General features: G+C 71.9%; 22 protein-coding genes and 1 riboswitch. Of the genes, 10 read left to right on the top strand and 12 right to left on the bottom strand.

Going from position 1 to position 26,240, the window contains the following annotated elements; translation table 11 throughout:
• Nucleotides 1–39: 39 nt before the first annotated feature.
• Nucleotides 40–1,059, bottom strand: coding sequence for a hypothetical protein (locus ACWCQ1_RS43600; RefSeq protein WP_358593244.1), 1,020 nt, complete (start codon nucleotides 1,057–1,059; stop codon nucleotides 40–42).
• A 206-nt stretch (nucleotides 1,060–1,265) separates the two neighbouring features.
• Here ACWCQ1_RS43600 and ACWCQ1_RS43605 point away from each other — a divergent pair, with 206 nt between their 5' ends.
• Nucleotides 1,266–2,417 carry a hypothetical protein gene (locus ACWCQ1_RS43605; protein ID WP_451029053.1) on the top strand — a complete coding sequence of 384 codons (1,152 nt, stop codon included), beginning with the start codon at nucleotides 1,266–1,268 and terminating at the stop codon, nucleotides 2,415–2,417.
• A 597-nt stretch (nucleotides 2,418–3,014) separates the two neighbouring features.
• On the opposite strand, the gene ACWCQ1_RS43610 is transcribed toward ACWCQ1_RS43605, so the two are convergent.
• The gene (locus ACWCQ1_RS43610) at nucleotides 3,015–3,269 is read right to left on the bottom strand and encodes a chorismate mutase (RefSeq protein WP_133043211.1); all 255 of its coding nucleotides are present in this window, start codon (nucleotides 3,267–3,269) and stop codon (nucleotides 3,015–3,017) included.
• A 337-nt stretch (nucleotides 3,270–3,606) separates the two neighbouring features.
• Between ACWCQ1_RS43610 and guaA the strand changes: the two genes are divergently transcribed.
• Nucleotides 3,607–5,181, top strand: a complete 1,575-nt coding sequence (gene guaA, locus ACWCQ1_RS43615; protein WP_358593246.1) for a glutamine-hydrolyzing GMP synthase — start codon at nucleotides 3,607–3,609, stop codon at nucleotides 5,179–5,181.
• 17 nt (nucleotides 5,182–5,198) lie between these two features.
• Here the strand turns inward: guaA and ACWCQ1_RS43620 are convergent, their stop codons facing one another.
• Entirely contained in the window at nucleotides 5,199–5,672 is a 474-nt protein-coding gene (locus ACWCQ1_RS43620; RefSeq protein WP_358593247.1) for a pyridoxamine 5'-phosphate oxidase family protein, read from the bottom strand.
• 140 nt (nucleotides 5,673–5,812) lie between these two features.
• Here ACWCQ1_RS43620 and ACWCQ1_RS43625 point away from each other — a divergent pair, with 140 nt between their 5' ends.
• The gene (locus ACWCQ1_RS43625) at nucleotides 5,813–6,607 is read left to right on the top strand and encodes a class II aldolase/adducin family protein (RefSeq protein WP_133043208.1); all 795 of its coding nucleotides are present in this window, start codon (nucleotides 5,813–5,815) and stop codon (nucleotides 6,605–6,607) included.
• A gap of 18 nt (nucleotides 6,608–6,625) precedes the next feature.
• On the opposite strand, the gene ACWCQ1_RS43630 is transcribed toward ACWCQ1_RS43625, so the two are convergent.
• Nucleotides 6,626–7,507, bottom strand: coding sequence for a DUF4429 domain-containing protein (locus tag ACWCQ1_RS43630; RefSeq protein WP_133043207.1), 882 nt, complete (start codon nucleotides 7,505–7,507; stop codon nucleotides 6,626–6,628).
• A gap of 187 nt (nucleotides 7,508–7,694) precedes the next feature.
• Here ACWCQ1_RS43630 and ACWCQ1_RS43635 point away from each other — a divergent pair, with 187 nt between their 5' ends.
• Both ACWCQ1_RS43635 and ACWCQ1_RS43640 read left to right on the top strand, forming a co-directional pair.
• Nucleotides 7,695–8,984: a hypothetical protein gene (locus ACWCQ1_RS43635; protein ID WP_358593248.1), complete on the top strand. Its 1,290-nt coding sequence runs from the start codon at nucleotides 7,695–7,697 to the stop codon at nucleotides 8,982–8,984.
• A 160-nt stretch (nucleotides 8,985–9,144) separates the two neighbouring features.
• A complete protein-coding gene (locus ACWCQ1_RS43640) occupies nucleotides 9,145–9,672 on the top strand; it encodes a DoxX family protein (protein ID WP_133043205.1) in 528 nt (175 codons plus the stop codon).
• Between the two features lie 60 nt (nucleotides 9,673–9,732).
• Here the strand turns inward: ACWCQ1_RS43640 and ACWCQ1_RS43645 are convergent, their stop codons facing one another.
• Nucleotides 9,733–9,978 (bottom strand): hypothetical protein, encoded by a 246-nt coding sequence (locus ACWCQ1_RS43645; RefSeq protein WP_133043204.1) that lies wholly within the window; start codon nucleotides 9,976–9,978, stop codon nucleotides 9,733–9,735.
• Nucleotides 9,965–11,632, bottom strand: a complete 1,668-nt coding sequence (locus tag ACWCQ1_RS43650; RefSeq protein WP_451029054.1) for a PspC domain-containing protein — start codon at nucleotides 11,630–11,632, stop codon at nucleotides 9,965–9,967. The genes ACWCQ1_RS43645 and ACWCQ1_RS43650 overlap by 14 nt, the downstream gene beginning before the upstream one ends.
• Nucleotides 11,633–11,844: 212 nt before the next feature.
• Between ACWCQ1_RS43650 and ACWCQ1_RS43655 the strand changes: the two genes are divergently transcribed.
• Both ACWCQ1_RS43655 and ACWCQ1_RS43660 read left to right on the top strand, forming a co-directional pair.
• The gene (locus ACWCQ1_RS43655) at nucleotides 11,845–13,137 is read left to right on the top strand and encodes an ATP-binding protein (protein ID WP_356762398.1); all 1,293 of its coding nucleotides are present in this window, start codon (nucleotides 11,845–11,847) and stop codon (nucleotides 13,135–13,137) included.
• Nucleotides 13,134–13,853, top strand: a complete 720-nt coding sequence (locus ACWCQ1_RS43660; RefSeq protein ID WP_356762399.1) for a response regulator transcription factor — start codon at nucleotides 13,134–13,136, stop codon at nucleotides 13,851–13,853. The genes ACWCQ1_RS43655 and ACWCQ1_RS43660 overlap by 4 nt, the downstream gene beginning before the upstream one ends.
• Before the next feature lie 18 nt (nucleotides 13,854–13,871).
• Here ACWCQ1_RS43660 and ACWCQ1_RS43665 read toward each other — a convergent pair whose 3' ends face one another.
• Nucleotides 13,872–14,936, bottom strand: a complete 1,065-nt coding sequence (locus ACWCQ1_RS43665; protein WP_358593250.1) for a C40 family peptidase — start codon at nucleotides 14,934–14,936, stop codon at nucleotides 13,872–13,874.
• A 414-nt stretch (nucleotides 14,937–15,350) separates the two neighbouring features.
• On the opposite strand from ACWCQ1_RS43665, the gene ACWCQ1_RS43670 reads away from it, so the two are divergent.
• Nucleotides 15,351–15,704 (top strand): hypothetical protein, encoded by a 354-nt coding sequence (locus tag ACWCQ1_RS43670; RefSeq protein WP_451029055.1) that lies wholly within the window; start codon nucleotides 15,351–15,353, stop codon nucleotides 15,702–15,704.
• Here ACWCQ1_RS43670 and ACWCQ1_RS43675 read toward each other — a convergent pair.
• A complete protein-coding gene (locus ACWCQ1_RS43675) occupies nucleotides 15,682–16,677 on the bottom strand; it encodes a tellurite resistance/C4-dicarboxylate transporter family protein (protein ID WP_451029056.1) in 996 nt (331 codons plus the stop codon). The two genes, ACWCQ1_RS43670 and ACWCQ1_RS43675, sit on opposite strands and share 23 nt — an antisense overlap.
• Before the next feature lie 559 nt (nucleotides 16,678–17,236).
• Complete coding sequence (locus ACWCQ1_RS43680) at nucleotides 17,237–18,391, bottom strand: NlpC/P60 family protein (RefSeq protein WP_451029057.1); 1,155 nt, start codon at nucleotides 18,389–18,391, stop codon at nucleotides 17,237–17,239.
• Between the two features lie 8 nt (nucleotides 18,392–18,399).
• Nucleotides 18,400–18,571: riboswitch (cyclic di-AMP (ydaO/yuaA leader) on the bottom strand.
• Nucleotides 18,572–18,812: 241 nt separating this feature from the next.
• On the opposite strand from ACWCQ1_RS43680, the gene pcrA reads away from it, so the two are divergent.
• Entirely contained in the window at nucleotides 18,813–21,299 is a 2,487-nt protein-coding gene (gene pcrA / locus ACWCQ1_RS43685; protein ID WP_451029058.1) for a DNA helicase PcrA, read from the top strand.
• A gap of 51 nt (nucleotides 21,300–21,350) precedes the next feature.
• Here the strand turns inward: pcrA and ACWCQ1_RS43690 are convergent, their stop codons facing one another.
• Together ACWCQ1_RS43690 and ACWCQ1_RS43695 are read right to left on the bottom strand one after the other, a co-directional pair.
• Nucleotides 21,351–22,808: a M23 family metallopeptidase gene (locus tag ACWCQ1_RS43690; protein WP_451029059.1), complete on the bottom strand. Its 1,458-nt coding sequence runs from the start codon at nucleotides 22,806–22,808 to the stop codon at nucleotides 21,351–21,353.
• Between the two features lie 230 nt (nucleotides 22,809–23,038).
• Complete coding sequence (locus ACWCQ1_RS43695; protein ID WP_133043195.1) at nucleotides 23,039–23,902, bottom strand: esterase/lipase family protein; 864 nt, start codon at nucleotides 23,900–23,902, stop codon at nucleotides 23,039–23,041.
• A gap of 395 nt (nucleotides 23,903–24,297) precedes the next feature.
• On the opposite strand from ACWCQ1_RS43695, the gene ACWCQ1_RS43700 reads away from it, so the two are divergent.
• The gene (locus tag ACWCQ1_RS43700; RefSeq protein WP_037886971.1) at nucleotides 24,298–24,714 is read left to right on the top strand and encodes a cobalamin B12-binding domain-containing protein; all 417 of its coding nucleotides are present in this window, start codon (nucleotides 24,298–24,300) and stop codon (nucleotides 24,712–24,714) included.
• A gap of 113 nt (nucleotides 24,715–24,827) precedes the next feature.
• On the opposite strand, the gene ACWCQ1_RS43705 is transcribed toward ACWCQ1_RS43700, so the two are convergent.
• Nucleotides 24,828–26,240 (bottom strand): DUF5691 domain-containing protein (locus tag ACWCQ1_RS43705; RefSeq protein ID WP_451029060.1); only part of this gene is annotated, 1,413 nt, incomplete at its 5' end.

Below are 26,240 nucleotides of genomic sequence, written 5' to 3' on the forward strand. Positions count from 1 at the left end.
GTGAGTCTTTGTTGCGGTGAGTCGTTGTTCCGGTGAGATTTACGCGTCCGACCCGGCCCTGCGGCGCCGGGCGACGACGACGGAGCCGGCGCCGAGGACGACCGCGACACCGCCGACCAGGCCGATCACGGGCAGCGCGGAGCTGGAGCCGGTCTCGGCGAGGCTGCCGGTGGCGGACACGTCACTGACGTCCTTCAGCGGCTTGCGGCCACCCGTCTGCGGCTTGGCGTCCCCGGGCTTACCGGCGTCGGAGCCGGCGGCCAGGATGTCGAAGAAGTAGATCCAGCCGTTCGGGTCGTCGGCGACCCAGCAGCCCTGGTCGTCCGCGTACTCGGCGAGACCGCCGGTCAGCCCCAGGGAGTCCGGCACCTTGCCGGAGACGCTGAGGCGCAGCTGGTACGAGACCGACTTGCCCGCGTCCAGCGAGAACGCGGTGAACGTGCCGCCCTCGCCCGCGGCGTCCGCGATCGTCTTCCAGGTGCCGGATGACTTGTCCAGGACCTGGACCTTGATCTGGCCCGAGTAGTCCTTCGCGTCCTCCCAGCCGACGGCGGCGACGCCGATCAGCGGCTTGATGTCCTTGATCTGGGTGTCGCCGTGGTTGGTGACGTTGAAGGAGAACGGCACCCAGCCGCTTCCGGCGACGATCGTGTCGGGCAGACCGGACAGACCGCTCTTCAGGTCGGCGCTGAGCTCGGCGGTGCTGTCGCCGTTCTCGTCGACGCAGAGCTCGGCACCGCCGGGGGAGCTCTCGCTGGGGCTCGGCGACGGGGAGGTGGAGCTGCTCTGCGACGCGGCCGGGGAGCTCGCGGGGGCGGCGGGAGTGCTCTCCGGGGCGGCGGGGGTGCTCTCCGGCGCCGCCGGGGTGCTCTCGGGGGCGGCCGGGGTGCTTTCCGGCGCCGCGGGGGTGGTCTCCGGCGCAGTGCTCTCCGGCGCCGCCGCGCTGCTGGTCGACGTGTCCGGGGTCTCGTCCGCGAACGCGACCGGAGCGGACAGCAGGGCAAGGGGAGCCAGAACGGCCGTCGCGGCCGCCACGCCCATGGCTCGGCGAAGCTTCATCAAGACCTCAAGGGAGTCCAGTGTGGAGGGCTCCGCGTGTGGGGCGCGGGTTGTGGCCCTTGGTTCGTCAGGTTGGATCCGTGACCGGGGTGAATGGTTGTGTTCACCTTCACAGATTATTTATGTGCCCTGCGTCACGTACGCTCTCCTGCTCGACACCGCTGCACGCTTCCCATGTCACGCTTCACAGAAAGGCGTTCGCGCCCGTGGCCGACAGACCGTCCGACGAGCCGAGATCCGGATCGGGTTCCGGCGGGGAACCCTCCATACCCGACGACGTCTGGGAGAAGTTCCTCCAGGACAGCGAACGTGACATCAGGTCCGGGCCCAAGGAGCCGTCGGCGCGGGCCCGGATGGTCACCGAGCGGCTGCGTGAGCAGGACGCGCGGGGGAAGTCGCCCGAGGGCTGGCGCACCGGCCCGGCCTGGCAGGAGATGAACGGGCGCGGACGCGGGCGCCGCCGGGTGGGCGCGGTGTTCGCCGTGCTGCTCGCCGCCGCCGTGGCCGTCGTCGCGATGAAGCCGTCGCTGCTGCCCGGCGACCCCTTCGGCTCCGGCACGTCGGACGCGGCCGCCTCGGCGCTGCCCGAGGAGACGGCGCGGCCCACCGCGCCGCCCTCCGCCGCGGACCCCCGAGTGCCCACCCTGGCCCGTCCGTTCGCGGGATCCCCGGCACAGCAGTGGGCCGACGGCGAGGCCGGCATCGTGCTGCCGAAGGCCACCGCGCTGGGCTCGATCCCCAAGGACCGGGTCGAACTGGCCCTCCAGCAGACCAGGAAGCTGCTGGTCGACGCCAACCTCAACCCCAGGGTGGTGGCCGGCGGCCGTCCCGAGGCGGCCCTCTCGGTGCTCGACCCCAAGCAGCCGAAGCTGCTGGACGACCTCGACACGGCCCTGCGCACGCCCGGCAAGAACCACGACCCGCTGTCCCTGTTCAGCCGGTTCGACCCGAAGGAGGTGAAGCCCGCCGGGAACGTCATCAAGGTCCGCGGCCGGATCACCTTCAAGAAGGGCGACTTCGCCGGGGTCGCGGTGCACGCCGACTACACGTTCGTCTACCCGGTGATCCCCGCCGACGGTTCCGACGAGGTCGCCCGCACCATCGTGCGCCGCGTCATCGACGCGGAACTCCCCGACCCCGCGCACTACCAGGTCACCCCCGGCCGGCTGAACCTGCTGCGCTACGACGAGGACGGCGGCAACACCTCCTGCGACGTCTACGACGGTTACCTGCACCCGCGGTTCCCGTCCCGGACGCCCACCGACGGCACCACCCCGACCGGCCCGTCCGTCGACCCGTACGACCGCAGCCGCCCGATCGGCCAGGCGGACTCCTGCGGAACGGTGAGCCGCACCTAGTGGCGGACGCGCGGCAGGGCGGGCACATGGCGTACCCGGCATGCGAAGGGCCCCGCGGGACTTGAGGCCGCGGGGCCCTTCTCCGTCAGCACCGACGTCAGGGCAGCGCCGGTGCCCGGGGAGCGGCGCCGGGGGGTTGCGCCGCTGGTCCTGAGTGGGCCCTGGTGGTCCCGAGTGCCCCGGGGCGCCGACCGGGCACACAAGCGGCGCACGAATGGTCTGGACCTCTGGCACTCCGCAAGGACACTTCAATGCGGTTGTCCGCGGTGGGACTTGGGGGCTTTCTAGGCATCGTGCTGGATGGACGCGCCCTCCGCAACCGTTTGACCCAGGGTTGTGCATTTTTGCAGTTTCCGCCGGTCGGCCCCGGGCGTCCCCGGAGCCGACCGTTTACTTGGGTGACCGGGCTGCTGTCCCCTGCCGTCCGGTCACGACCCTGGAACGAGGTCCCACGACGCACGGCACGACCCGTGCGTCTCATCGCTCCAGCAAGCCACGCGTGGTTCTTTCGGGCCCGCCCCTGGCTGGCGCGGACACCCCACCAACGAGGCGGTTCACGGGGCGGTCACGCGCCGTACGGGTGAGAAGGGCCCGAACTCAAGAGCGACCGCGGCACAGTTCGAGCAGCGTCATCGCGAGCGGCGTCCCCGGCTTGCCCAGCGCCTCGCGGTAGCGGTCGAGGATCTCCATCTCGCGGGACAGGTGCACCCGCCGGCCGCCGGAGGCGATACGGGTCTGCTGCACGACGGCGGAGACGGCCATCCGTTCCTGGATGAGACCGATGATCCGGTCGTCGAGCGCGTCGATGCGCTCCCGGGCCTCCGCGATGGTCGCTTCCGGTGTGGTGGTCATGTCGGGCTCCTCGGTGAAGGGGGTGCCCCGAGGCGACAGGATCCGGAAAACCCCAGGCGCCCCGGACCTTGTCGGCCCGGGGCGCCTGGGGAAGTCGCTTGTCAGTGGCTCAAGCAGCACGACCATGGCAGCCGGTGGGCCGGGTGCCATAGGTAAACGTCGAGTGCTGAAGCATGCCGGAGACGATACATCAGCCCGTCCGGCGTTTGAGGACGAGCCCCGTTCAGGGCCGAAGCGGGGGCCTGGGGGCGGCAGCCCCCAGAGGCGGCGAGGTCACCCACGCCAACCCAGTTAGACTCGGTACCACAGCCCTCGCCCAACCGCCGGAAGGCACCCCGTGTCATCAGCGACCCCAGCCGCCACCGACACCGTCCTGGTCGTCGACTTCGGCGCGCAGTACGCCCAGCTCATCGCCCGTCGCGTCCGCGAGGCCCGGGTCTACAGCGAGATCGTGCCGAGCACCATGCCGGTCGCGGAGATGCTCGCCAGGAACCCGGCGGCGATCATCCTCTCCGGCGGCCCCTCGTCCGTGTACGAGGAGGGCGCCCCCCGCCTGGACCGCGAGCTCTTCGAGGCCGGCGTCCCCGTCTTCGGCATGTGCTACGGCTTCCAGCTGATGGCCCAGGCCCTCGGCGGCACGGTCGACAACACCGGCGCCCGCGAGTACGGCCGCACCGACCTGCACGTGTCCAAGGCGTCCTCCACCCTCTTCGAGGGCACCCCCGCCGAGCAGCACGTGTGGATGTCCCACGGCGACGCCTGCTCCGCCGCCCCCGAGGGCTTCGCCGTCACGGCCTCAACGGACGTCGTCCCGGTCGCCGCCTTCGAGAACGACGAGAAGAAGCTCTACGGCGTCCAGTACCACCCCGAGGTCATGCACTCCACGCACGGCCAGCAGGTCCTGGAGCACTTCCTGTACCGGGGCGCGGGCCTGAGCCCCGACTGGACCACCGGGAACGTCATCGAGGAGCAGGTCGCGGCCATCCGCGAGCAGGTCGGCGACAAGCGCGCCATCTGCGGTCTGTCCGGCGGCGTGGACTCCGCCGTGGCTGCCGCCCTCGTGGCGCGCGCCATCGGCGACCAGCTGACCTGCGTCTACGTCGACCACGGCCTGATGCGCAAGGGCGAGACCGAGCAGGTCGAGAAGGACTTCGTGGCCGCGACCGGCGTCAAGCTGGTCGTCGTCGACGCGGAGGAGCGCTTCCTGACCGCGCTCAAGGGTGTCTCCGACCCCGAGGAGAAGCGGAAGATCATCGGCCGCGAGTTCATCCGGGTCTTCGAGCAGGCCCAGGCGGAGATCATCGCGGACGAGGGCCCCGCGGTGGAGTTCCTGGTCCAGGGCACCCTCTACCCGGACGTCGTCGAGTCCGGCGGCGGCACCGGCACCGCCAACATCAAGTCCCACCACAATGTCGGCGGCCTGCCCGAGGACCTCGAGTTCCAGCTCATCGAGCCGCTGCGCAAGCTGTTCAAGGACGAGGTCCGGATGGTCGGCCAGGAGCTGGGCCTGCCGGATGAGATCGTCCAGCGCCAGCCCTTCCCGGGCCCCGGCCTCGGCATCCGCATCGTCGGCGAGGTGACCAAGGAGCGGCTCGACCTGCTCCGGGACGCCGACGCCATCGCCCGCGAGGAACTGACCGCGGCCGGCCTCGACCGGGACATCTGGCAGTGCCCGGTGGTGCTGCTCGCGGACGTCCGCTCGGTCGGCGTCCAGGGCGACGGCCGCACCTACGGCCACCCGATCGTGCTGCGCCCGGTCTCCTCCGAGGACGCCATGACGGCCGACTGGTCCCGTCTGCCGTACGACGTCCTCGCGAAGATCTCGACGCGGATCACCAACGAGGTGCGCGACGTCAACAGGGTCGTCCTGGACGTCACCTCGAAGCCGCCGGGCACCATCGAGTGGGAGTAGGCCCCGCACGCGGACGATCAGGTGCGCTTGACCGTGCGCAGGGGTTCACCGGGCTTCCAGACCTGGACGACCAGGTACTTGTCGTCCTCGACGTAGGTCCGCACGACCTCCGTCAGCTCGGTGCGGAAGAGGTGGAACGGCTCCGGCGGTTCCACCTCTTCGCCGTATGCGGCCTTCGCCACGGGATCCTCGACCTCGACCGCCCGCCCGGCGATCCGCACATCGCCCCCGCCCATGGTCTGCCCCTCGCCGGGGTTCGCCTGGAGCGCGAACCGCGCGTCGCGGCGCAGATCGAGGGCCTTGAGCGAGTCCGGCATCATGCCGAGCCACAGCTCACCCTGGAGGAAGCGGACCTCGAGACCGGTCGTACGCGGGGATCCGTCCTGCCGGAGTGTGGCCAGGACATGATGGGTGAAGGCCCCGAAGCGCTCCTCGGCGGTCTTCGCGAACTCGGGTTCGGCGGCGCTGAAAGCCGCCCAGTTCCATGCCATACGACCCAGGGTGCCGCCGATACCGGACATCTTCTGTCGTGTATCGGCTGCGTGCGTCATCTTTACAAAACAGCTCTGTTCTCCTGCGCTGACCGAGGGTAACTTCCGCCTCGTCAAGCAACCCAGTGCCGGAGGACCACATGCCCGGGCCGACCCCACCGACTCCGCTGCCCAGCGATCGGCTGCGCTTCGCCATGCCGCCGATGCACGACTCGGTCGACGACGAGCGCAGGCACCGGAAGGAGCGGCTCGCGGGAGCGCTGCGGCTCTTCGGCCGGTACGGGTTCGAGGACGGCGTCTCCGGCCACATCACCGCGCGCGACCCGGAGTACAGCGACTGCTTCTGGGTCAATCCGTTCGGTATGCCGTTCAAGCACGTCACGGTGAGCGACCTGGTCCTCGCCAACTCCGACGGGCAGGTCATCGAGGGCCGCTACCACGTCAACCAGGCCGCCTTCACCGTGCACGCCCAGGTGCACGCGGCCCGGCCGGACGTCGTCGCCGTCGCCCACTGCCACTCGGTGCACGGCCGCGCCCTGTCCGCGCTCGGCGAGCTCCTGGACCCGATCACCCAGGAGAGCTGCGCCTTCTACGAGGACCACGCCCTCTACGACGCCTACACCGGCGTCGCCGTCGACGCCGAGGAGGGCCGCCGTATCGCCTCCGCGCTCGGCACCCGCAAGGCGCTCGTGCTGCGCAACCACGGACTGCTCACGGTCGGCGACTCGGTGGACGCGGCGGCCTGGTGGTTCCTGTCCATGGAGCGCTCCGCGCAGGTCCAGCTGACGGCCAAGGCGGCCGGCCGCCCCCTCCTCATCGACCACCGGCTCGCGGTCGCGACCCGCGAACAACTCGGCGGCGACCTGGTCGCCTGGATCAACTACCAGCCCCAGTGGCAGGACATCAGCCGCAGCGAACCGGATCTGCTGTCGTAGGGGGCAGCCGCAGGGCGCTCAGAATCCGCGCAGCACCGCCGCCTTGGTCATCGCGAACTCCTCGTCCGTGAGCACCCCGTCCCGGTGCAGCTCGCCCAACTCCCGCAGTCTGCGCAGCAGTACGTCGTGGTGGTCGGCCGGCGGCGAGACGGCGCCGACGGGGCGGCGGCCGGCGAGCTCGCCGCCGTTGCGGGTCGAGGGATGCGGCAGTCGCGCGGTGACCGCGGTCGCGACCAGCGCGGTCAGCAGATCGCGCCGCGCGCTGCCCCACAGGTCCAGGGCGTACGGGTCCTTCTCCGGCGGCAGTTTGGAGAACACCGTCTCCCGGGTCACGAACCGCAGAAAGCCGTCCTCGTAACCCGAGTTGGGCAGCCACTCCACCTGCACCACATCGCCGACCGCCATGATCCGCGGTCCCGTCGCCCGCTTGACCCGGTCCGAGGTGTCCGCCCAGTCGAGGCGCACCTGGGTGCCGTCGAAGGAGACCGTGCCGTCGGAGGACCGGACCGAGACCGGCACCGGCGGACCCGGCAGCAGATACGCCTTGGTCGGCTCCTTGGGGATCTGCTCCAGCATCAGCGCCTGCCGGATCTCCTCCGCCACGTACTCCGCGACCCCGGAACGGTCCACGTCCACCAGCAGCCGGTACGGATCCGCCGCGTCCGGCAGCCGCCCACCGGTCGCCTGCAGCAACGGATCCGCCCCCTCGCGCAGCCGCATCCGCAGCCGCCCGCGCTTGCGCTCGGGCTCGAAGACCACACCCGCGATCGCCTCGAGGGGTACGGCGACCTCCCCGTACGTCTGCCGGAACAGCGGCACGGAGCGGTGCAGGCCCGGCGTGATCCTGACCGTGGTGCCGTCGAAGGCCCAGGTCCCGTCGCGCTGGATGATCTCGGCCATAGGGAAATTCTCGCAGCAGGGTCAACACGGCGGCCCCCGCTTCACCCGCGCTGACCAGACCTGGCCGACGGGGAGGGGGTGGCGTAGGGCACAATTCGCTGGCAACGCAGGGGAGTTGCAGGACGGCGGCCGACCCCCGGACGGGGGCCGCCGGTCGATGGGATCGTGCGGAAGGCGGGCGTCGGGCGTGGCGGTGCAGGAGGCGAGAGGCGGGGCGGACACGGGCGCGCCGGGAGGGGCGCACGCGGGTGGCTGCACCTGCGGGGACTGCCCGCACGGGGCGCGCGAGGGACATCGGCGGGCGGTCGCCGAGTTCTTCCTGATGCGCGACGGGTTCGCGGCCGGACAGGGGGTGCCCGCCGCGGTCGCCCACTCCGCGCAGGCATCTCGCCAGTGGGTGTCGGAGGAGCTCAGCCAGTCCGCGGAACTGGTCGCCGAACGCGGCCGCGCCGAGGGCGAGGCCTGGCTGACCCGGCTGTGGCTCCGTACGACCATCACCCTGTGGGCCCTGGTGCTGGTGTTGCTGCTGGTACAGGCTCTGACGGCGATCGGCGCGGGCTGGACGGCGGCGCGCACGGCCGGACTGCTGGCGGCGCTGCTGACCGCCGGTGTGCTCACGGCCGCCTCCTGGTTCCACCGCGCCCGGGGCGGCGCGCTGGCCCCGGTCATCGGCGAGGACAACCGTCTCTCCACCTCCCGCACGGTGGCCGCGGCCTGGGTCCTCCTCGTCGCCTTCGCGGTCCTGGTGCTGGTGGGCCGCCTGGCCGCCGCCTCCGACCACGCGGAACGGGACGCGCTGATCTCCGGCCTCGAACTCGCCCGCGCCGCCGGTGTGGTGACCGTGCTGGCGGTGGTCTGCGGGATCGCGGTCCTGGTGCGCCGCGTGGTCGGACTGCGCGTCCTCGCCCAACGCCTGCAGAAGGTACGGGCGCACCGGCCGAGGGCCGCCGACCTGCTCACCGACGACGCGGGCCGCGGCAGCTTCGCCGACATCCAGTACGTCGTCATCAGCACGGTCGCCGTACTGTTCGCCGCGGTACGGCTCGCCCGGCGCCCCGACCAGCTGCCCGACCTGCCCTGGGGACTGGCCGTGGTGGTGCTGGTCTCGGCGGCGACCTACGTGGCCGGCAAGTACGCCGAGGGCGGCCGCCCGGTGATCCTCTCCGTGGTCCGCGCCCGGGAGGCGGGTGACCTGGACGCCCCGATCCGCACCGGCGACGACATCGAGATCCGCGGCGCCGGTTTCGTGCCCCCGGGCGCCCAGGGCGCCGACCGCCTCTCCCGCATGGTCGTCCGCATCGGCCCGGTCAACGTCCACGTCCCCCTCGTCCCGGTGAGCGGCGGCTTCAGCAACCCGACCGACGCGGTCCTCACCGTCCCGGTACCGGCGGACGTGGAACCGGGCCGGGTCGAGGTGCAGGTCGTCACGGCCGCGGGGGTGGAGACGAACCGGTACGCGGTCGACGTGACCGAGTGATTCGTGTGACGCCGTGAGGGGAACGGCACTTCTCGAGGCGGACGCGTTGTTCGATCCCGCGCACTCCGTCAGAAATCGGCACGAACGCATTGAGCGCCCGGCCCCCGACGTACGTATCGTCTTTCAAGGGGCCCCGGCACACGGGCGAGAGGCGACAGTGATGACTCACGGCATACGCACGGACACGCACACCCCCTATCTCGACGGCGACCGGAACTGGCGCGACAACGCCACCCGCTACGCCCTCCTTCCACTCCGGATCTTCCTCGGCGTCACCTTCATCTACGCCGGCCTGGACAAGATCACCGACAGCGCCTTCATGAAGTCCTCCGGCGCGGGTTCCATCGGTGACACCATGCGGTCCGTTCGCGACTCGTCCGCCATTCCGGCCCTGGTCGACCTGGCGCTGAAGAACCCGACCGGTTTCGGCTACGCCATCGCCTTCGGCGAGTTGGCCGTCGGCATCGGCACCCTGATCGGCCTGTTCGCCCGCCTCGCCGCCCTCGGCGGAGCACTGATCTCGCTCAGCCTGTGGCTGACGGTGAGCTGGGCGTCCGACCCGTACTACTACGGCAACGACCTCGCCTACCTGATGGCCTGGCTCCCCCTCGTCCTGGCGGGGGCCCCCGTGTTCTCCCTGGATGCCGCACTCCGAGCGCGGCGAACACGGGCGGGAGGTTACCGGTAGCTCCTGGTCGGCGGGGGCCACCGGTGGCGGAGCGCCGACCCGTACGGGGTTGACGCTCCGTCAGGCATGCGCGGCCGGCTCCCTGTCGGCACCGTCCCGCCGAGCCGTCACCGCCCGTCGCCGGCGTATCCCGCGGCTGACCATCCCCACCACACCGGCGAGGAACAGTCCGACGGTGACGACGGGTATCACCGCGAACCACGGCGTCTCCCACAACCCGCCCGCGTCACCGGCGTACATCGTCCCCGCGAGTGTGAGGAAGACACCGGCGACCAGCCTTCCCGGCTGGAACTCATGACGCAGCACGGGCCACCTCCGCCTGTCCGACGTCGACCCGGAGATCGAGGTCGATCGTGCCGCCCTTCCCGGCACCCCGGGCCGGTGCCAGGGTGACGTCCTTGTGCTTGCCCGGCTCCACGTCCACGTCCCTCTTCTCGTCGCCCGGCAACTGGATGTCGCCCACCCCCACGTCGATGCTCAGCCTCACGGTCGCGTCCTTCGGCACGACGACCTTCAACTGGCCCGCCCCCACCTCGGCCGCCGTCGTCACCGTCTGCCCCTCGGGCACCCGCAGCCGGCTCAGATCCAGAGTCCCGACACCGCTCCCGAGGTGGTACGACGTCCCGACGTCGGCCACCGCGGCCGGCTGCCAGGTCGTGCGTGTCCAGTGCGTACTGATGTCCTTGGGCAGGGCGGCCGACGCGGCGAGCAGCGCCGTCGTCACGACGGCCAGGAAGACCGAGCCGGCTCCGGTGCGTCCCAGGAACGCGCTGAACGCGATGCCCAGGCCGAAGACGAGCAGCGCGCAGGCGAGGCCGGTCTGCAGGCTGGTGCCCAGGGCGTGGTCGTGCCAGGTCGTGCCGGTGCCGATGCCGCCGGCCACGAGGGCGAGCAGGAAGATCCAGCCGCCGATCCAGCGGGGGCCGCGCGGCCTGGGTGCCGCCGGGCGCGGGGTCCGCGGGCTCGGGTGGGCGGTCCAGGGGGTGCCGAGGCTGATGTCGACCGCCGCGGCGATGTCCTGGTCGCGGGAGTCGCGGGGGCCCCAGAGGTAGCCGGTGCCGCCGACGTGCGTCCCGTCCTTGACGATCGGGTCGCGCCACCAGGAGGGGTAGGCGGCGGGAGCCGGTGGTGCCTTCGCCTCCGGCGGGGCGTCCGCGACGGCCTGGGCGGCCAGCGGGTCGGGGTCGGGTGCGCCGCGCCGGCGCGACCAGTACCCGGCGCCGGCGAGGAGCAGGGAGAGGACCACGGCGAAGGCCAGCACCCCGCCGTTCCTCAGCATGGTCAGGAACACTCCGCAGCCGACCAGCGCGAACAGCACGGCGGCCAGCGCCTGTCCGTCGACGCGGCCGGTCAGCAGCTTGCGGACCTCGTTCTCCTCGTCGTCCTCGAACGGGACGAGGAGCCAGACGAAGCCGTAGAAGATCAGACCGATGCCGCCGGTCGCGGAGAGCACGGCGAGGGTGATCCGGAAGATCACCGGGTCCATGTCGCACTGCCGCCCGAGCCCGGCGCACACCCCGGCAAGCATCTTGAACTGCCGGTCCCGGCGGAACTTGTCGGGGGCGGGGGCTTGGTCGCCACCGACGGCACCGGGGCTGCCGCCTACGGCTCCGGGGTCGCTGCCTACGGCTCCCGCGTCACGACCTACGGCTCCCGCGTCGCCGCCAACAGCTCCAGCCTCCCCGCCCACGACCCCCGCCTCGCGTGTGTCGGTCCAGGCGTCCGTGCTCTCCGCGTCCCCGGTCTCCCGTGCTCCAGCAGCCGCTCCCGCGCTCCCCTGTTTCCGCGCACCCGCTCCCGCGCCCGCCTGCCCGGGCGCGCCCGCGGGTGCGTGCGGGCCCGCGTCGGGCGGGGTGCCGGGGGGCGCGGCGGGTGCGGCATCCCGCGGCCCGGCGCCCGGGGCGGGGCGCGGGCCGGTGCCGGGTCCCGGACCCGTCGCGGCGTGCTGGTGATCTGTCATGTGTCCATGGTGACGGCCGGGCGCCCCCGACGGGAGTCGGGACGACCCTGGCCGGACCCTGATATCGCCCCTGAGCCGGCGCCCGGGAAGCGTTCGACGGGCCGGGACGGTGAGGACGGCGAAGATCGATCAGGGGGAGTCGGCGAAGATCAGGGGAGTCTCGGGGGTCGACCCTGATGCCCGGCTCCGCCGACCGTGTGAGTATCGATGCCATGCCGGAAGCCGCTGCAGCGCCCCTCGTCGAACCGCGGCCGCCGCGCAAGCTCTACCGCAGCAGTGACGGACGCTGGCTCGGTGGTGTGGCGCGGGGTCTCGCCGGGCATCTCGGGCTGCCCGTGGTCTGGGTGCGGCTCGTCTTCGTCGGCCTGTTCATGGCGGACGGCCTCGGCGCGCTGCTGTACGCCGCGTTCTGGTTCTTCGTACCGCTCGGCGTCGGCGGTGTCGGCGGGCAGCGGCCCCCGTCGCTCGTCGGCACCGAGACCTCGCCCGACGGCCGTCGCAGACTCGTCGCCCGCAAGCCGGACCGGGGTCAGATCGTCGCCCTGCTCCTCATGGTCGTGGTGGCCCTGGTGTTCGTGGGCAACGTCAATCTGAGCGGCGGCGCCAAGGCCTACCTGTGGCCCGCCGTCCTCGTCGGCGCGGGCGTCGCCCTCGTCTGGCGCCAGGCGGACAACGCCCGCCGGGCCCGCTGGGTCGAGGTCGGCAGCCGCCGCCGTACCCTCACCCTGCTCCGCGCGGCGGGCGGTGTCCTCCTCGTCACGGCGGGCGTCTCCGGCGTCTTCGTGCTGCAGGGCTCCGCCGCCCATCTCGGCTCGGTCCTCCAGGCCGCGCTCGCGGTGCTGGTCGGGATAACGCTCCTCGCGGGGCCGTACCTCGTCCGTATGACCCAGGACCTCTCCGAGGAGCGCCTGATGCGCATCCGCGCCCAGGAGCGCGCCGAGGTCGCCGCCCACGTCCACGACTCCGTGCTGCACACCCTCACCCTGATCCAGCGCAACGCGGAGAACGCCGGCGAGGTGCGCCGCCTCGCCCGCGCCCAGGAGCGCGACCTGCGCACCTGGCTCTACAAACCGGAGGGCACCGGCAAGGACGAGGCCGACGAACCCGCCAACCTCGCCGACGCCGTGCGGCGCAACGCGGCCGAGGTCGAGGACAAGCACGGTGTCCCCATAGAGGTCGTCGTCGTCGGCGACTGCCCGCTCGACGAGAGAATCGGCGCACAGATGCAGGCCGCGCGCGAGGCGATGGTCAACGCCGCCAAGTACGGTGGCGAGGGCGGCGCGGTACAGGTCTACGCCGAGGTGGAGGGAAAGACGGTCTTCGTGTCGGTCAGGGACCGCGGTCCCGGCTTCGACCTCGACTCGATACCCGCCGACCGCATGGGCGTCAGAGAATCGATCATCGGCCGCATGGAGCGCCACGGCGGCACGGCGCGGCTGCGCGCGGTGCCGGACGGCGGCACGGAGGTCGAGCTGGAGATGGAGAGGGCGGAGAAGACGTCATGAGCGACCCGACCGAGGCGAACGAGCCCGTGGAGGCGACCGGCGGGAGCGCCGGCGAGCGGCACGTGCGCGTGGTCCTCGTCGACGACCACCGTATGTTCCGTACCGGTGTGCAGGCCGAGATCGGCCGGACCGACGAGACCGGCGTCGAGGTCGTCGGCGAGGCCGCGGACGTCGACCAGGCGGTCACCGTCATCACCGCGACCCGGCCCGAGGTGGTCCTCCTCGACGTCCATCTGCCGGGCGGCGGCGGGGTGGAAGTGCTGCGCCGCTGCGCCGCGTTGATGGCCGACGCCGAGCAGCCGGTACGTTTCCTCGCGCTGTCCGTGTCGGACGCGGCGGAGGACGTGATCGGGGTGATCCGCGGCGGTGCCCGCGGCTACGTCACCAAGACGATCACCGGCACCGATCTCGTGAACTCCATCTTCCGCGTCCAGGAGGGCGATGCCGTCTTCTCGCCGCGTCTGGCCGGCTTCGTCCTGGACGCCTTCGCCTCCACCGACGCCCCGCCGGTCGACGAGGACCTGGACCGCCTCACCCAGCGCGAGCGCGAGGTGCTGCGCCTGATCGCCCGCGGGTACGCCTACAAGGAGATCGCCAAGCAGCTGTTCATCTCGGTGAAGACGGTCGAGTCCCATGTCTCGGCGGTCCTCAGGAAGTTGCAGCTGTCCAACCGGCACGAGCTGACCCGATGGGCGACGGCACGCCGGCTGGTGTGAGCCTCACACCACGCGCGCTCACACCACGCGCGTGGCGCCCGCGAACGGCATCTCGTCGACCGGGGCGATCTTCACCGGCTCCGAGGGGTTCGGGGCGTGGATCATCCGGCCGTTGCCGATGTAGAGGCCGACATGGCTGATGCCGGAGTAGAAGAACACCAGGTCGCCCGGGAGGAGTTCGGAGCGCGAGACGCGGCGGCCCGCGTCGATCTGGGCGTAGGTGGTGCGGGGGAGGGAGAGGCCCGCGGAGCGGTAGGCGGCCTGGACGAGACCCGAGCAGTCGAAGGCGCCCGGGCCGGTCGCGCCCCACACATAGGGGCTGCCGAGCTTGGAGTAGGCGTACGAGACGGCCGCCGCGGCCCGGGAGTCGGGCGCCTGGGCGGTCGCGGGACCGGGAGCCTCCAGACCGACCCGCGCGTCCGAACCGGACCGTGACGCGCGCGTGCCCCCGTCCGCCCCGATCCGGGCGCGTTCCTCGGCCGGCAGCGTGTCCAGCAGTCGCCGGGCCGCGGCCAGCTTCCCGGTGATCGTCTTCTTCTGGCGCCGCAGCTCCGCCTGGCGCGACTTCAGCGTGGTCAGTTCCACGCGCGCGGCTCCGCGCAACCGCTCGATGTCCAGCAGCTGTCTGCGGACGTCCGCGACGGCCGCCGCCTGCCGGGTTCCCGCCCGGTCGACGAACTCGGCCCCGTCGAGGTACCGGTCGGGATCGTCGGACAGCGCGAGCTGCACCGCCGGGTCGATGCCGCCGGCCCGGTACTGCGCCGCGGCCATCGAACCCAGCGCGTCCCGGGCCGAGTTGAGCTTGTCCGTCTTGCGCGCCGCCTGGTCCCGCAGCGTCGACAGCCGCTTCTCGGCAGCGTCCGCCTTCTCCTTCGCCCCGTCGTACTTCTCGGTGGCGGTCTCCGCCTCCTGGTACAGCTTGTCCACCTTCGCCTTGACCTGCGCCGGTGTCAGCTTCGGCTCGGCGTGTCCGGTCCCGTCGAAGGCCGTGGCGGTGGCCGCGCCCGCGAGGGCGATGGTGAAGGCGGTGCGGGCCGTGTTGCCGCCGAGCGAACGCCGACTGGGCTTGCGGTGCGCTGCCACGTGGACTGCACGTCCTTTCGTACGACCGCCCCGTACCGAGGCGGCTTACGCGTCCGGCGACGGCCCGCACAGGGGGAACGGCCCGCCGCCGGACCTTCTCGGCGGTGGTGGCCGACTGCCGCCCCTGGCCCGGGCGGCGGTGGGGAGCCGGTCACCTGGGGGAGGACGCTAAACCTGACGGTGTCGGCGGGGTAACGCCTTGTGCGGAACTGCCGCGAGCGGACCGACGGGTGACCGTATACGACCGTGACGGCGATCCAGGACCGTCGACTTCGCGCAGGACGCTGACCGAAGTGACGGTTTCGGGACACGTACGGGCGGCATGGTGCTATGGGCCGCATATATGCAGGATCGGGTCGGGGGAGGCGGGGCGGTGTCGGAGGCCCCATGTGCCCCTGTTTAAGCTCCGGCCTCATGGACGTACTCATCCACCTCTTCGTCGGCCTGCACATCGTCGGCATCGCCGCGCTCCTCGGCGGCTTCCTCACCCAGCTGAAGGCGATGGGCCGCGGTGAGGCCCGCTTCGTCCCGGGGATGCTGCACGGCGCGCTGACGATGCTGGTCACCGGCGCGATCCTGGTCGGGCTCAACCAGGCCGACGACCATCACGTCAACAACATCAAGATCGGCGTCAAGCTGGCGCTGCTGGTCGTGATCCTCGGGCTGGTCTATGTGAAGCGGGACGAGGAGAAGGTGGGCAAGAGCCTGTTCGGGCTGGTCGGCGCGCTCACCACGGTGAACGTCTTCATCGCGGTGCTGTGGACCTGAGGCCTGCGCGGGCGGCCGCGAGGGCCTGAGCGGCGACCGCCAGCCACGCCGCCACCGCGATCCACAGCAGCACCTGCCCCGGCCCCTTGAGCCACGGCACGTGCAGGGCGGTGGCGACCGACAGGACGGCCGTCGCCGTCATCCCCATCGGGAACACGGTCGCCCAGCGGCGCACGTCGTAGGCGGGCCGCGGCCGCGTCACCTCAGCGACGAGCAGTACGGCGTACCAGGCCGCGTCCAGCGCGAGCAGCGCGAAGGTGACGGTGCGCAGGACACCGCGGTCGTCGCCGCTCCACAGATACGGGGGCGGGCTGTCCGCGGCCACGAGCCTCGCGCCGGCCAGCGCCGAGATGGAGAGCGCGCCACCCGCGACCCACTGGTCGCCGGCGCCCTCCACGACCTGCCGCAGGTCGAACCGGGCGAAGGCGAGACCGTAGAGGACGAGGCCGAGCCAGAACAGCACGAGCGCGGTGTGCGCGAGCCACGCCGTCGACTCCGCGGCGGCGAGCACGGCGCCGAGCACGGCGAGCCCCTGGGTGGCCACGCAGCACAGGAACACCGCGCCGGGCATGCGCCGCCGCCAGTGCCGTACGACGTCCACGAGCAGCACCGGCCACAGCACGGCCGCCAGCGCGAGCAGCGCCTCCGCGAGGGTGTGCCATCCCAGGACCGAGAAGCGGGTGCCGAGCACGGTGGTCGCTGCGACGGCGGCGAGCGACCCGGGCGTCCCGGCCTCCGCCAGCCATCTCTCCCGGTCCCACAGCAGCCGCGCGGCGAAGTCCGCCGCCAGGCCCAGCCAGCCAACGCAGGTCAGCACGAGGGCGATCCGCGACACCGTCTCGTGTCCCGTCAGCTGAAGCCCGACCGACAGGATCCCGGTCGCCATGACGGCGGCCCCGGCCGCGGGCGGCCGCTGCGCCCACCAGACGAGGAGAGCGGAGCGGTCGGGCACGGGGCTGCTGCTGCCGGGCATGCGGCCGATGGTAGGGAGGCCAGCCAGGAGTCCGAGAAGGGCACGCGCGCGGGCAGAAGGAAATACGCGCGGGCGCGCGGAGCGGAAGAGGGGCGCAGACCGACGCCTACGCGCCGAGGCGCGGTTGTGCACACCGGCACACAAACAACGCCCCACGCCTACCGCAACGGCAGGCGACCGCCCGCATCCGTTTGCGCGCTCCCGCACCCCACGGCCGGGCGGCGCTCGAAGCGGCCTCGCACGCCTGCCGGGCGCTCGGTCGACGGGCGCGCAGGGACCGTCACGCGCCCGCATGCCAACGCCGGGTGGCGCTCGAAGCGGCCTCACACGCCTGCCGCGCGCTCGGTCGACGGGCGCTCAGAGAGCGTCGCGCGCCGCTCATCCCACCGCCGTGCGGCGCGAGCAGCGGCCTCACACGCCTGCCGCGCGCTCGGTCGACGGGCGCTCGGGGACCGTCGCGCGCCGCGCATCCCACCGTCGGGTGGCGTGCCAAGGGCCGCGTGTGCCCGGCGGTTCCGACCGGGGCGCGCGAGGACGTTCGTGCGTCGCGGTCATCGCCTCACGCGGGGCGTACCACGCTGTGGATGATTGATTCGCCGGCGTAGTAGATGGACTCCTCGCGGACGTACGCGCCCGGCTTGGGGGCGTGGATCATCATGCCGTTGCCGATGTAGACGCCGACGTGGCTGATGTCGTCGTAGAAGAAGATCAGGTCGCCGGGCCGGGCGTCGGCGAGGGAGACGGTGGTGCCCGCGTTCACCTGGTCGTAGGTGGTGCGCGGGAGGTCCACGCCCGCGGCCTTCCACGCGGCCTGGGTGAGGCCGGAGCAGTCGTAGGAGCCGGGACCGGTGGCGCCCCAGACATACGGCTTGCCGATCTGCGCGCGGGCGAACGCGAGCGCCTTCGCGGCCTTGGCGGCGTACGAGGAGTCCGTGGTGTCCGTGGAGCCGGTGTCCGAGGAGGAGGTGCCGTCCTGGGACGTCGTCCCCTCCTGGGCCTTCCGCGCCGCCGCCTGCTGCTGGGCCAGCTCCGCGGCCTTGCGCGCGGCCTCCTCCCGCTGCTTCTTCTCGATCGCCGCGAGCCGCGCCTTCTCCTCGGCCGTCAGCTTCGACAGCAGCTCGCGCGCGTCGGAGAGCTTCTTCTGCACCGTGGCCTTGGCGGTCTGTAGATCGTTCTGCGACGTGCTGAGCGTCTCGAGGCTCCGGGAGGCCTCCTCACGCTTCTTCATCGTCGCGGACTGCTCGGTGAAGTAGTCGTCGACCTCGCTCTTCTGGCGGGCGGTCAGCCGGCCCATCAGCTGCGTCTGGTCGAAGTAGTCCTGCGGGGAGTCGGCGAGCAGGAAGGTCGCCGTGTCGGGCGCGGCGGCACCCGTCCGGTACTGGGCGGCGGCGAAGGAACCGAGCCTCTCGCGCTCCTCGTTGAGCTTCTGGGCGCGCTTGGCGACGTCGTTGAGCAGGGAGTCGACCCGTCTGCGCTGCTTGGTGGTCTTCTCCTTGGCCGCGTTGTACTTCTCGGTGGCCGACTCCGCCTGGCGGTACAGGTCGTCGACCTTCTTCTCGACTTCCTCGAGGCTGGGGCCGCCGTCGGCCGAGGGGGCGGCGTTGGCCGACTGGGAGAGCAGGGCCACGGAGGTGAGGGCGGCCGTGGCGAGAGCGGGGGTGCGTATGCCTGCTACGCGCGTAACGGCGGGACGTGTCTTGCGGTGCGACGCCAAGACCGGCGACTCCTTCCATCGTCCGCCTACCGGGTTAGCTGTCGGGTTCGGGCGGGTGGTTCGGAAGGGTTGCCCTACGGCCCGGGCCCCGGAAGGGGGGCCGGCCGATTCACCCCAAGGTCCTCGTGGGTCCCCGGCTCCGGCTGCGCGGCGGCGCCCCGGACTCGGCGGAGGCCGCACGGCCCGGCGAGGTTCGCCGGTGGGGGTCGTACGGCCTGCCCGAACGGTAGCCAACTGGTGTGGTCCGTGTGAAGGTTGATGTTCGATTTGTCCGATACATTTCCGTGACCTTCGACCGGCCCCACCCACCCGGCCACGTGCGGTGATGGCGCGCCACGCAGCGTGTACGGGGCATCGGGATCCGGCGATGTTCTCAGGGCGGCCGCGGGCTGTCAGTGGGGCGCCCTAGACTCGGAGAGCGATGAGCAGCCTCTTTGACGACAGCTTCCTGGCGGACCTCCAGGCCCCTCGCGGGCACGCGGAGGAACCCCCGCCGCCGCCCGAGGACGATCACGTACCGGAGCCCGTTCCGGACGACCTGTTCGGCGGGAAGTTCGACGTGCCGCCGGACCGGGACGCCTACTACCGCGACGGCGCCCCCCGCCCGGCGATCGACCCGGCGGCGCTGCTGGACGGGCTGAACGAGAACCAGCGCGCGGCCGTCGTGCACCATGGCGCCCCCCTGCTCATCGTGGCCGGCGCCGGCTCCGGCAAGACCCGTGTCCTCACCCACCGCATCGCCCACCTCCTGGCCGAGCGGAACGTGCACCCGGGCCAGGTCCTGGCGATCACCTTCACCAACAAGGCCGCCGGTGAGATGAAGGAGCGCGTCGAGCAGCTCGTCGGCCCGCGCGCGAACGCGATGTGGGTGATGACCTTCCACAGCGCGTGCGTGCGCATCCTGCGCAGGGAGAGCAAGAAGCTCGGCTTCACCTCCTCCTTCTCGATCTACGACGCCGCCGACTCCAAGCGCCTGATGGCCCTGGTCTGCCGCGACCTGGACCTCGACCCCAAGCGCTACCCGCCGAAGTCCTTCAGCGCCAAGATCTCCAACCTGAAGAACGAGCTGATCGACGAGGAGGACTTCGCCGCCCAGGCCACCGACGGCTTCGAGAAGACCCTCGCCCAGGCCTACGCCCTCTACCAGTCACGGCTGCGCGAGGCGAACGCCCTCGACTTCGACGACCTGATCATGACGACGGTCAACCTGCTCCGCGCCTTCCCGGACGTCGCCGAGCACTACCGCCGCCGTTTCCGGCACGTCCTGGTCGACGAGTACCAGGACACCAACCACGCCCAGTACGCGCTCGTGCGCGAGCTGGTGGGGACGAGCGAGCACCCCGTCGACGTCCCGCCGAACGAGTACGACGTCCCGCCCGCCGAGCTGTGCGTGGTGGGTGACGCGGACCAGTCGATCTACGCCTTCCGCGGGGCGACGATCCGCAACATCCTCCAGTTCGAGGAGGACTACCCGGACGCGACGACGATCCTCTTGGAGCAGAACTACCGCTCCACCCAGACGATCCTGTCCGCGGCCAACGCGGTCATCGAGCGCAACGAGTCCCGCCGCCCCAAGAACCTGTGGACCAACGCCGGCGCGGGCGCGCGCATCACGGGCTATGTCGCCGACACCGAGCACGACGAGGCCCAGTTCGTCGCCGACGAGATAGACCGTCTCACCGACGCGGGTGACGCGAAGGCCGGGGACGTCGCCGTCTTCTACCGGACGAACGCACAGTCCCGTGTCTTCGAAGAGGTCTTCATCCGCGTCGGCCTGCCCTACAAGGTCGTCGGCGGTGTCCGCTTCTACGAGCGCAAGGAGGTCCGGGACGTCCTGGCCTATCTGCGCGTGCTGGCCAACCCCGAGGACTCGGTGCCGTTGCGCCGCATCCTGAACGTCCCCAAGCGCGGCATCGGCGAGCGCGCCGAGGCGATGATCGACGCCCTCTCGCAGCGCGAGAAGATCAGCTTCCCGCAGGCGCTACGCCGCGTCGACGAGGCGTACGGCATGGCCGCGCGCTCCGCCAACGCGGTCAAGAAGTTCAACACGCTGATGGAGGACCTCCGTACGATCGTCGAGTCCGGCGCGGGCCCGGCGACCGTCCTGGAGGCGGTGCTCGAACGCACCGGCTACCTCGCCGAGTTGCAGGCCTCCACCGACCCGCAGGACGAGACCCGTATCGAGAACCTCCAGGAACTCGCGGCCGTGGCCCTGGAGTTCGAGCAGGAGTCCGGTGAGGGCGAGGAGTCCCCGGGGCTCGCCGACTTCCTGGAGCGGGTCGCGCTGGTCGCCGACTCCGACCAGATCCCGGACGAGGAGGAGGACGGCTCCGGAGTCATCACCCTGATGACCCTGCACACCGCCAAGGGCCTGGAGTTCCCGGTGGTCTTCCTCACCGGCATGGAGGACGGCGTCTTCCCGCACATGCGCGCCCTCGGCCAGACCAAGGAGCTGGAGGAGGAGCGGCGGCTCGCCTACGTCGGCATCACGCGCGCGCGTGAACGGCTGTATCTGACCCGCTCCGCGCTGCGCAGCGCCTGGGGGCAGCCGTCGTACAACCCCCCCTCCCGCTTCCTGGAGGAGATCCCGGCGCAGCACGTCGACTGGAAGCGGACGGGCGCCACGTCCCCCGTCTCCTCGGGACCTGCGTCCGGCGTCGCGGCCTCCCTGTCGTCCTCCCGCTCGCGCTCGTCGGCGTCGGGGGTACCCGGGTTCGCCACCAGCCGGACCTCCGAGAAGCCGGTGGTGTCGCTGGCGGTCGGGGACCGGGTCACCCACGACCAGTTCGGGCTCGGCACGGTCGTGGCCGTGAAGGGCACGGGCGGCAACGCGGAGGCGACGATCGACTTCGGCGACGCCAAGCCGAAGCGGCTGCTGCTGCGCTACGCGCCGGTCGAGAAGCTGTGACGCACTGAGCCCCCGTCCCAAGGGCGGGGGCTCGTCGGAGAGTTGGGCGGCTTACGTCGGGTCCAGTCCGTGGCTGCGCAGCCACGGCAGGGGGTTTATCGGCGCTCCGCCGCCCGGGCGCACCTCGAAGTGCAGGTGCGGGCCGGTCGAGTTGCCCGAGTTCCCGGAGTACGCGATCGGCTCGCCGGCCTTCACCGTCGTACCGGAGGCGACGCGGTAGCTGGAGAGGTGGCAGTACCACGTCTCCGTGCCGTCCTTCGCGGTCACGATCATCATGTTGCCGTAGGCGCTGTTCCACTGCGTGCGCACGGTGCCGTCGGTCGCGGCCATCACCGTGGTGCCGTAGGAGACGGGGAAGTCGATGCCGGTGTGCACGGACATCCAGTTGACGCCGGCCTGGCCGAAGTAGGCGCTGAGCCCCCGCTGGGTGACCGGCAGGACGTACTTGGGGCGCAGCCGCTCCTTGCGGGCCGCCTCCGCGGCCGCCTTCTTCTTCTCGGCCTCCTGCTGCGCCTTGAGGTCGATGCGCTCCTGCGTCCGGCTGGCCCGGTCGGCGAAGTCGTCGGCTCCGGCGGACAGGCTCTCGAGCTGGGAGTCCAGCTTGTTGTTGGCGACGGCCGATTTCACGGTGGGCGCGTCGGAGGCGCTGGTCGAGGTGTCGTCGCCGGAGAAGGTGCCGACCGAGGCGGCGGCGATCCCCGCGACCCCCATCACACACGCCGAGGGCACGGCGATGGTCAGCAGCGCGGAGCGCCTGGCGGGCGTACGGCGGCGGGAGCGCGCCGCGTTGCGGGCGGCGGCGCGTGAGGCCGGGGCGGGAGTGACCTCTTCCTGGTCGTCGAGCAGGGGGGTCACCGCGGGCAGCTCACCCGTGGCGGTCGACTCCCCCTCGTCCTCGGCGGGTTCCTCGTAGGAGCCGTGCTCGACCTGTTCGAAGAGGGCGGTCGCCTGCTGCTCGAACGGTTCGCCTTGATCGGCCGGGGCGTCGGCGTTCCACTGCGTGGCGTCGTACGCGCCCGTGTCGAAGGTCTGCGTGCCCCATTCCCAGTGCTGGGTCTGGTCGGCCGCGCCGCCGGACTGGTCGGGCTGGAGCCAGGCGCTCGCGTCCCACTGCCCGGAGACGTCGTGGCCGGTGGCCTGCGCCGGGATCATCGACAGGTGCTGCTGCTCGCCGGTCCAGGCGGCCGTCTCGTACACGCCGGTGTCATAGGCGGCGTGGTGCTGGGCCGCGTAGGCGTCGTAGTGCGGCGTCTGGTGGTGGCCCGTCGCCCACTGGGTGCTGTCGTAGGAGCCGGTGCCGTCGTCGGGGAGGCTGCCGAACAGGGGGTCGGCGGCGAAGGTCGTGGTGGTGTGCGCGCCGGTCTGAAAACCGTTGGCGTCGTAGGCGCCGTACGTGGTGAAGTCGCCGTACTGGGCCTCCTCGGTGCCGTACGACGCGTAGTGCGCCGCGGCGGCGTCGGAAGCCGGAGCCGGGGTGGTCATGGTCCCCGACGGGTGACGGTCGTTCACCAACTTCTCTTTCGCCTCGACAACAGGGGCTGCCAGAGCAGTGCGGCGACTGTACCCGGCGGTATACGGGCGCGACAATCTTCAACTGGTTTCGGGCGCGCAGGAAACGGGCATTCGGCCGTGTTTCGGGGGAGTGCGGGCGCGGGTTTGGCCTTGTGTTCGAAGAGTGTTCGATGTCCGGTCGGTGTGAAGCGGTTTTCCGACGGCTGTGGCTCGGCTGTTCGGGGGTCTCACGCCACCGTCAGACCACCGGTGGAGGCAGCGGCCGCGGCGCCGGACCCCGTGGCGTCGAGGGCCTGGCGTATCCCCGTCGCGACGGCGGGGTGCACGGGCAGTGCCAGATGGCCGATCCCGCTCACCCGTACGTTCTCCGCGAGCAGGTCGGGATGGTCGATGCAGGCGCTCTCCAGCGGGTCCATCAGATGGTCGAGGTCGCTCCAGAAGCTCACGAAGTGCGTACGGCACCCGGGCGCGGGCCGGGTGAGCTCCTCCAGCAGCTCCGAGCCGGGGCGCATCTGGCGCACGATCGGGTGCGCGTTGGCCAGCGGCGCCACCCGGGTGCCGGAGTGCGGGGTGCCGAGCGTGACGAGGGTGCGCACACGCAGGTCCCCGCCGAGCCGCTGCACGTAGTACCGCGCGATCAGCCCGCCGAGGCTGTGCCCCACGACGTCGACCTGGGTGCTGCCGGTGCGCTCGCAGATCTCCTCTATGTGGCGGCCCAGCAGCTCCGCCGCGGTGCGTATGTCGCAGGTCAGCGGCGAGTAGTTCAGCGACTCGATCTGCTGCCGGCCGTGCTGGATGAGGCTGCGGCGCAGCAGCAGGAACACCGAGCGGTTGTCGATGAAGCCGTGCAGCAGGACGACCGGGGGTTTCGCCTCGGTCGGCAGCTGGGCCGTGCCGTCGGGCGAGGGGAGGGGGGCCGGTCCCCGGCGTTCCGGGGTGATGCCGGAGGGATAGAGCAGGAGGTGGCCCGCGAGGATCGCGAGTTCCAGGGCGGTGGCCTTCAGCAGGGCCAGGGAGAGCCCCGCCAGCCTGCTCGGGAGCAGTCGCTGGCAGAACGGGAGAAAGGGCTGCACCGCCTTGGTGACCGTCATGGCCGACCTCCTGTCGGCACACAGGAGGACGCCTGTGTCCCCCGTGTGCCCTCGTGGATAGCCTCGACGAAGACGGTCGACGGCGCGACTGAGGGATGCGTGGGGTCGGTGCCGAGCCCTGCGTGCCCTTCCAGTCGATGCCGAAACGCCGTACCCCCGCGACGCGCGGCCTGCGGCGCGGTGGTGCGGCGACCTCGTTGCGGCTCCCGTTGCGCCTGTTCCCGCCGGAACGGTGCGCGATGAACGTGTCCCACCGTGTGATTTCCCCCTCGGTCCGCACCGCGAAACTGCCGGTTGCGGGATGCTGTCGATAACGTTCGTTCACTTTCCGGGCCGATTCGGGTACCCCTGTACTCGTCGGTAGGAATGGATGCAGTCGCTTCATGGAGGCAGTGATGGGTGTGGCAGCCGGTCCGATCCGCGTGGTGGTGGCCAAGCCGGGGCTCGACGGCCACGATCGAGGGGCCAAGGTGATCGCGCGGGCGCTGCGCGACGCCGGTATGGAGGTCATCTACACCGGGCTCCACCAGACGCCCGAACAGATTGTCGACACCGCGATCCAGGAGGACGCCGACGCGATCGGGCTGTCCATCCTCTCCGGCGCGCACAACACGCTCTTCGCCGCCGTGATCGACCTGCTCAAGGAGCGGGACGCGGAGGACATCCTGGTCTTCGGCGGCGGGATCATTCCCGAGGCGGACATCCCCCCGCTGAAGGAGAAGGGTGTCGCGGAGATCTTCACGCCCGGGGCGACGACACAGTCGATCGTGGACTGGGTCCGGGCCAACGTCAGGCAGCCGGCCGGAGCCTGAGCCCCGGTGCGGTACCGGTGCGTGGGGGCGCGCGGACCTGGGGGCCCTGCCCCCAGACCCCTCGCCGGCCCGCAGAACCGCGCCCTCGGCCGCCCGAAGGGTCGCGGGAATCCCTAGGCCGCCCCCAGCTCCTGAGCCATCGCCGCACGCAGGCGCAACGTCGTGACCAGGCGCTGGAACGCCTCCGCCCAGTAACCGCCCGCTCCCGGCGACGCGTCCTCGTGCTCGTCCGGTATCGCCAGCAGGCCGTCGAGCCTGCTCGCCTCCGACGGGTCCAGGCAGCGTTCGGCCAGGCCCATCACTCCGCTGAAGCTCCATGGGTAACTCCCCGCGTCCCGCGCGATGTTGAGGGCGTCGACCACCGCCCGGCCGAGCGGCTCCGCCCAGGGCACCGCGCACACCCCGAGCAGCTGGAACGCCTCCGACAGCCCGTGCGCCGCGATGAACCCGGCAACCCAGCCGGCCCGTTCGGCGGCGTCCAGCGTGCCGAGCAGCTTGGCGCGCTCGGCCAGGGACACCGCCCCCGGTCCGCCGGCCTCCGGGGCCGAGGGGACGCCCAGCAGCGCCCGCGCCCACTCCGCGTCCCGCTGCCGTACGGCAGCCCGGCACCACGCCCCGTGCAGTTCGCTCTGCCAGTCGTCCGCGACCGGCAGGGCCACGATCTCGCGGGGCGTCCGGCCGCCGAGCCGTGCGGACCACGTCCGCAGCGGTGCCGCCTCCACCAACTGGCCGAACCACCACGACCGTTCACCCCGTCCCGCCGGTGCCTTCGGCACGACACCGTCACGCTCCATGCTCGCGTCGCACTCGTGCGGGGCCTCGACGGTGATCGTGGGTGTCTCACGGGTGCGGTCCACGGCCACGCACGCGCAGGCTCGCACCGCCATCCGCGCGCCGAGCGCCGAGTCCGGCAGCGCCGACAGCAGCTCGGCCGCCGTCGCGCGCACGTTTCGGCTGCGGTCCGCCAGCGCCTGCTCCAGGAACGGCTCGTCCTCGGGGCCCAGCCGGGTGCGCAGCGAGTCGAGGAACATCAGCCGGTCCTCGGCCCGCTCCGTCGACCAGGTCGTCGCCAGCAGCTCGCGGGCGGCGGCGGGCTCGCGCGAGCGCAGCGCACCGAGGAAGGCGACCCGCTCGGCGAACAGGCCCTCCTGCCACAGCCTGCGCGTCTGCTCCTCGTCCTCCGGCCGGGGCAGCGCCGCACCGCCGCCCGGGGTCGCGCGCAGGGCGAAGCGCCAGTCCGGGTTGAGCCGGGCCAGCCAGGTCGCGCGTGGCCCCGCGAACGTCAGCGCCGCCGGACGCAGGTCCGTACGGCCGCGGGCCGCGTCCAGGAGGGCGGGCAGCACCTGCGGGGGCGGGGCGAAACCGCGCGCGTTCGCCGCCGCCAGCCACTGCGGGAGCAACTCCATGAGGTCCGGGGCGGTGCCCCTGCGGCCACCGGTACTGGTCCCGGGGCGGTCGGCCAGGAGCAGCGCGAGCCTGCGGGCCGCCGCGGGCGGCAGCGGGGGGCGAGGGTCCTCGGGGGCGGG

This window comes from Streptomyces sp. NPDC002144 (genome assembly GCF_053593695.1).

Coding starts and splice junctions, on each gene's coding strand:
- ACWCQ1_RS43600 (WP_358593244.1), bottom strand. CDS start 1,059: ATGAAGCTTCGCCGAGCCATGGGCGTGGCGGCCGCGACGGCCGTTCTG.
- ACWCQ1_RS43610 (WP_133043211.1), bottom strand. CDS start 3,269: ATGACCACCACACCGGAAGCGACCATCGCGGAGGCCCGGGAGCGCATC.
- ACWCQ1_RS43620 (WP_358593247.1), bottom strand. CDS start 5,672: ATGGCATGGAACTGGGCGGCTTTCAGCGCCGCCGAACCCGAGTTCGCG.
- ACWCQ1_RS43625 (WP_133043208.1), top strand. CDS start 5,813: ATGCCCGGGCCGACCCCACCGACTCCGCTGCCCAGCGATCGGCTGCGC.
- ACWCQ1_RS43630 (WP_133043207.1), bottom strand. CDS start 7,507: ATGGCCGAGATCATCCAGCGCGACGGGACCTGGGCCTTCGACGGCACC.
- ACWCQ1_RS43640 (WP_133043205.1), top strand. CDS start 9,145: ATGACTCACGGCATACGCACGGACACGCACACCCCCTATCTCGACGGC.
- ACWCQ1_RS43650 (WP_451029054.1), bottom strand. CDS start 11,632: ATGACAGATCACCAGCACGCCGCGACGGGTCCGGGACCCGGCACCGGC.
- ACWCQ1_RS43655 (WP_356762398.1), top strand. CDS start 11,845: ATGCCGGAAGCCGCTGCAGCGCCCCTCGTCGAACCGCGGCCGCCGCGC.
- ACWCQ1_RS43660 (WP_356762399.1), top strand. CDS start 13,134: ATGAGCGACCCGACCGAGGCGAACGAGCCCGTGGAGGCGACCGGCGGG.
- ACWCQ1_RS43670 (WP_451029055.1), top strand. CDS start 15,351: ATGGACGTACTCATCCACCTCTTCGTCGGCCTGCACATCGTCGGCATC.
- ACWCQ1_RS43675 (WP_451029056.1), bottom strand. CDS start 16,677: ATGCCCGGCAGCAGCAGCCCCGTGCCCGACCGCTCCGCTCTCCTCGTC.
- pcrA (WP_451029058.1), top strand. CDS start 18,813: ATGAGCAGCCTCTTTGACGACAGCTTCCTGGCGGACCTCCAGGCCCCT.
- ACWCQ1_RS43695 (WP_133043195.1), bottom strand. CDS start 23,902: ATGACGGTCACCAAGGCGGTGCAGCCCTTTCTCCCGTTCTGCCAGCGA.
- ACWCQ1_RS43700 (WP_037886971.1), top strand. CDS start 24,298: ATGGGTGTGGCAGCCGGTCCGATCCGCGTGGTGGTGGCCAAGCCGGGG.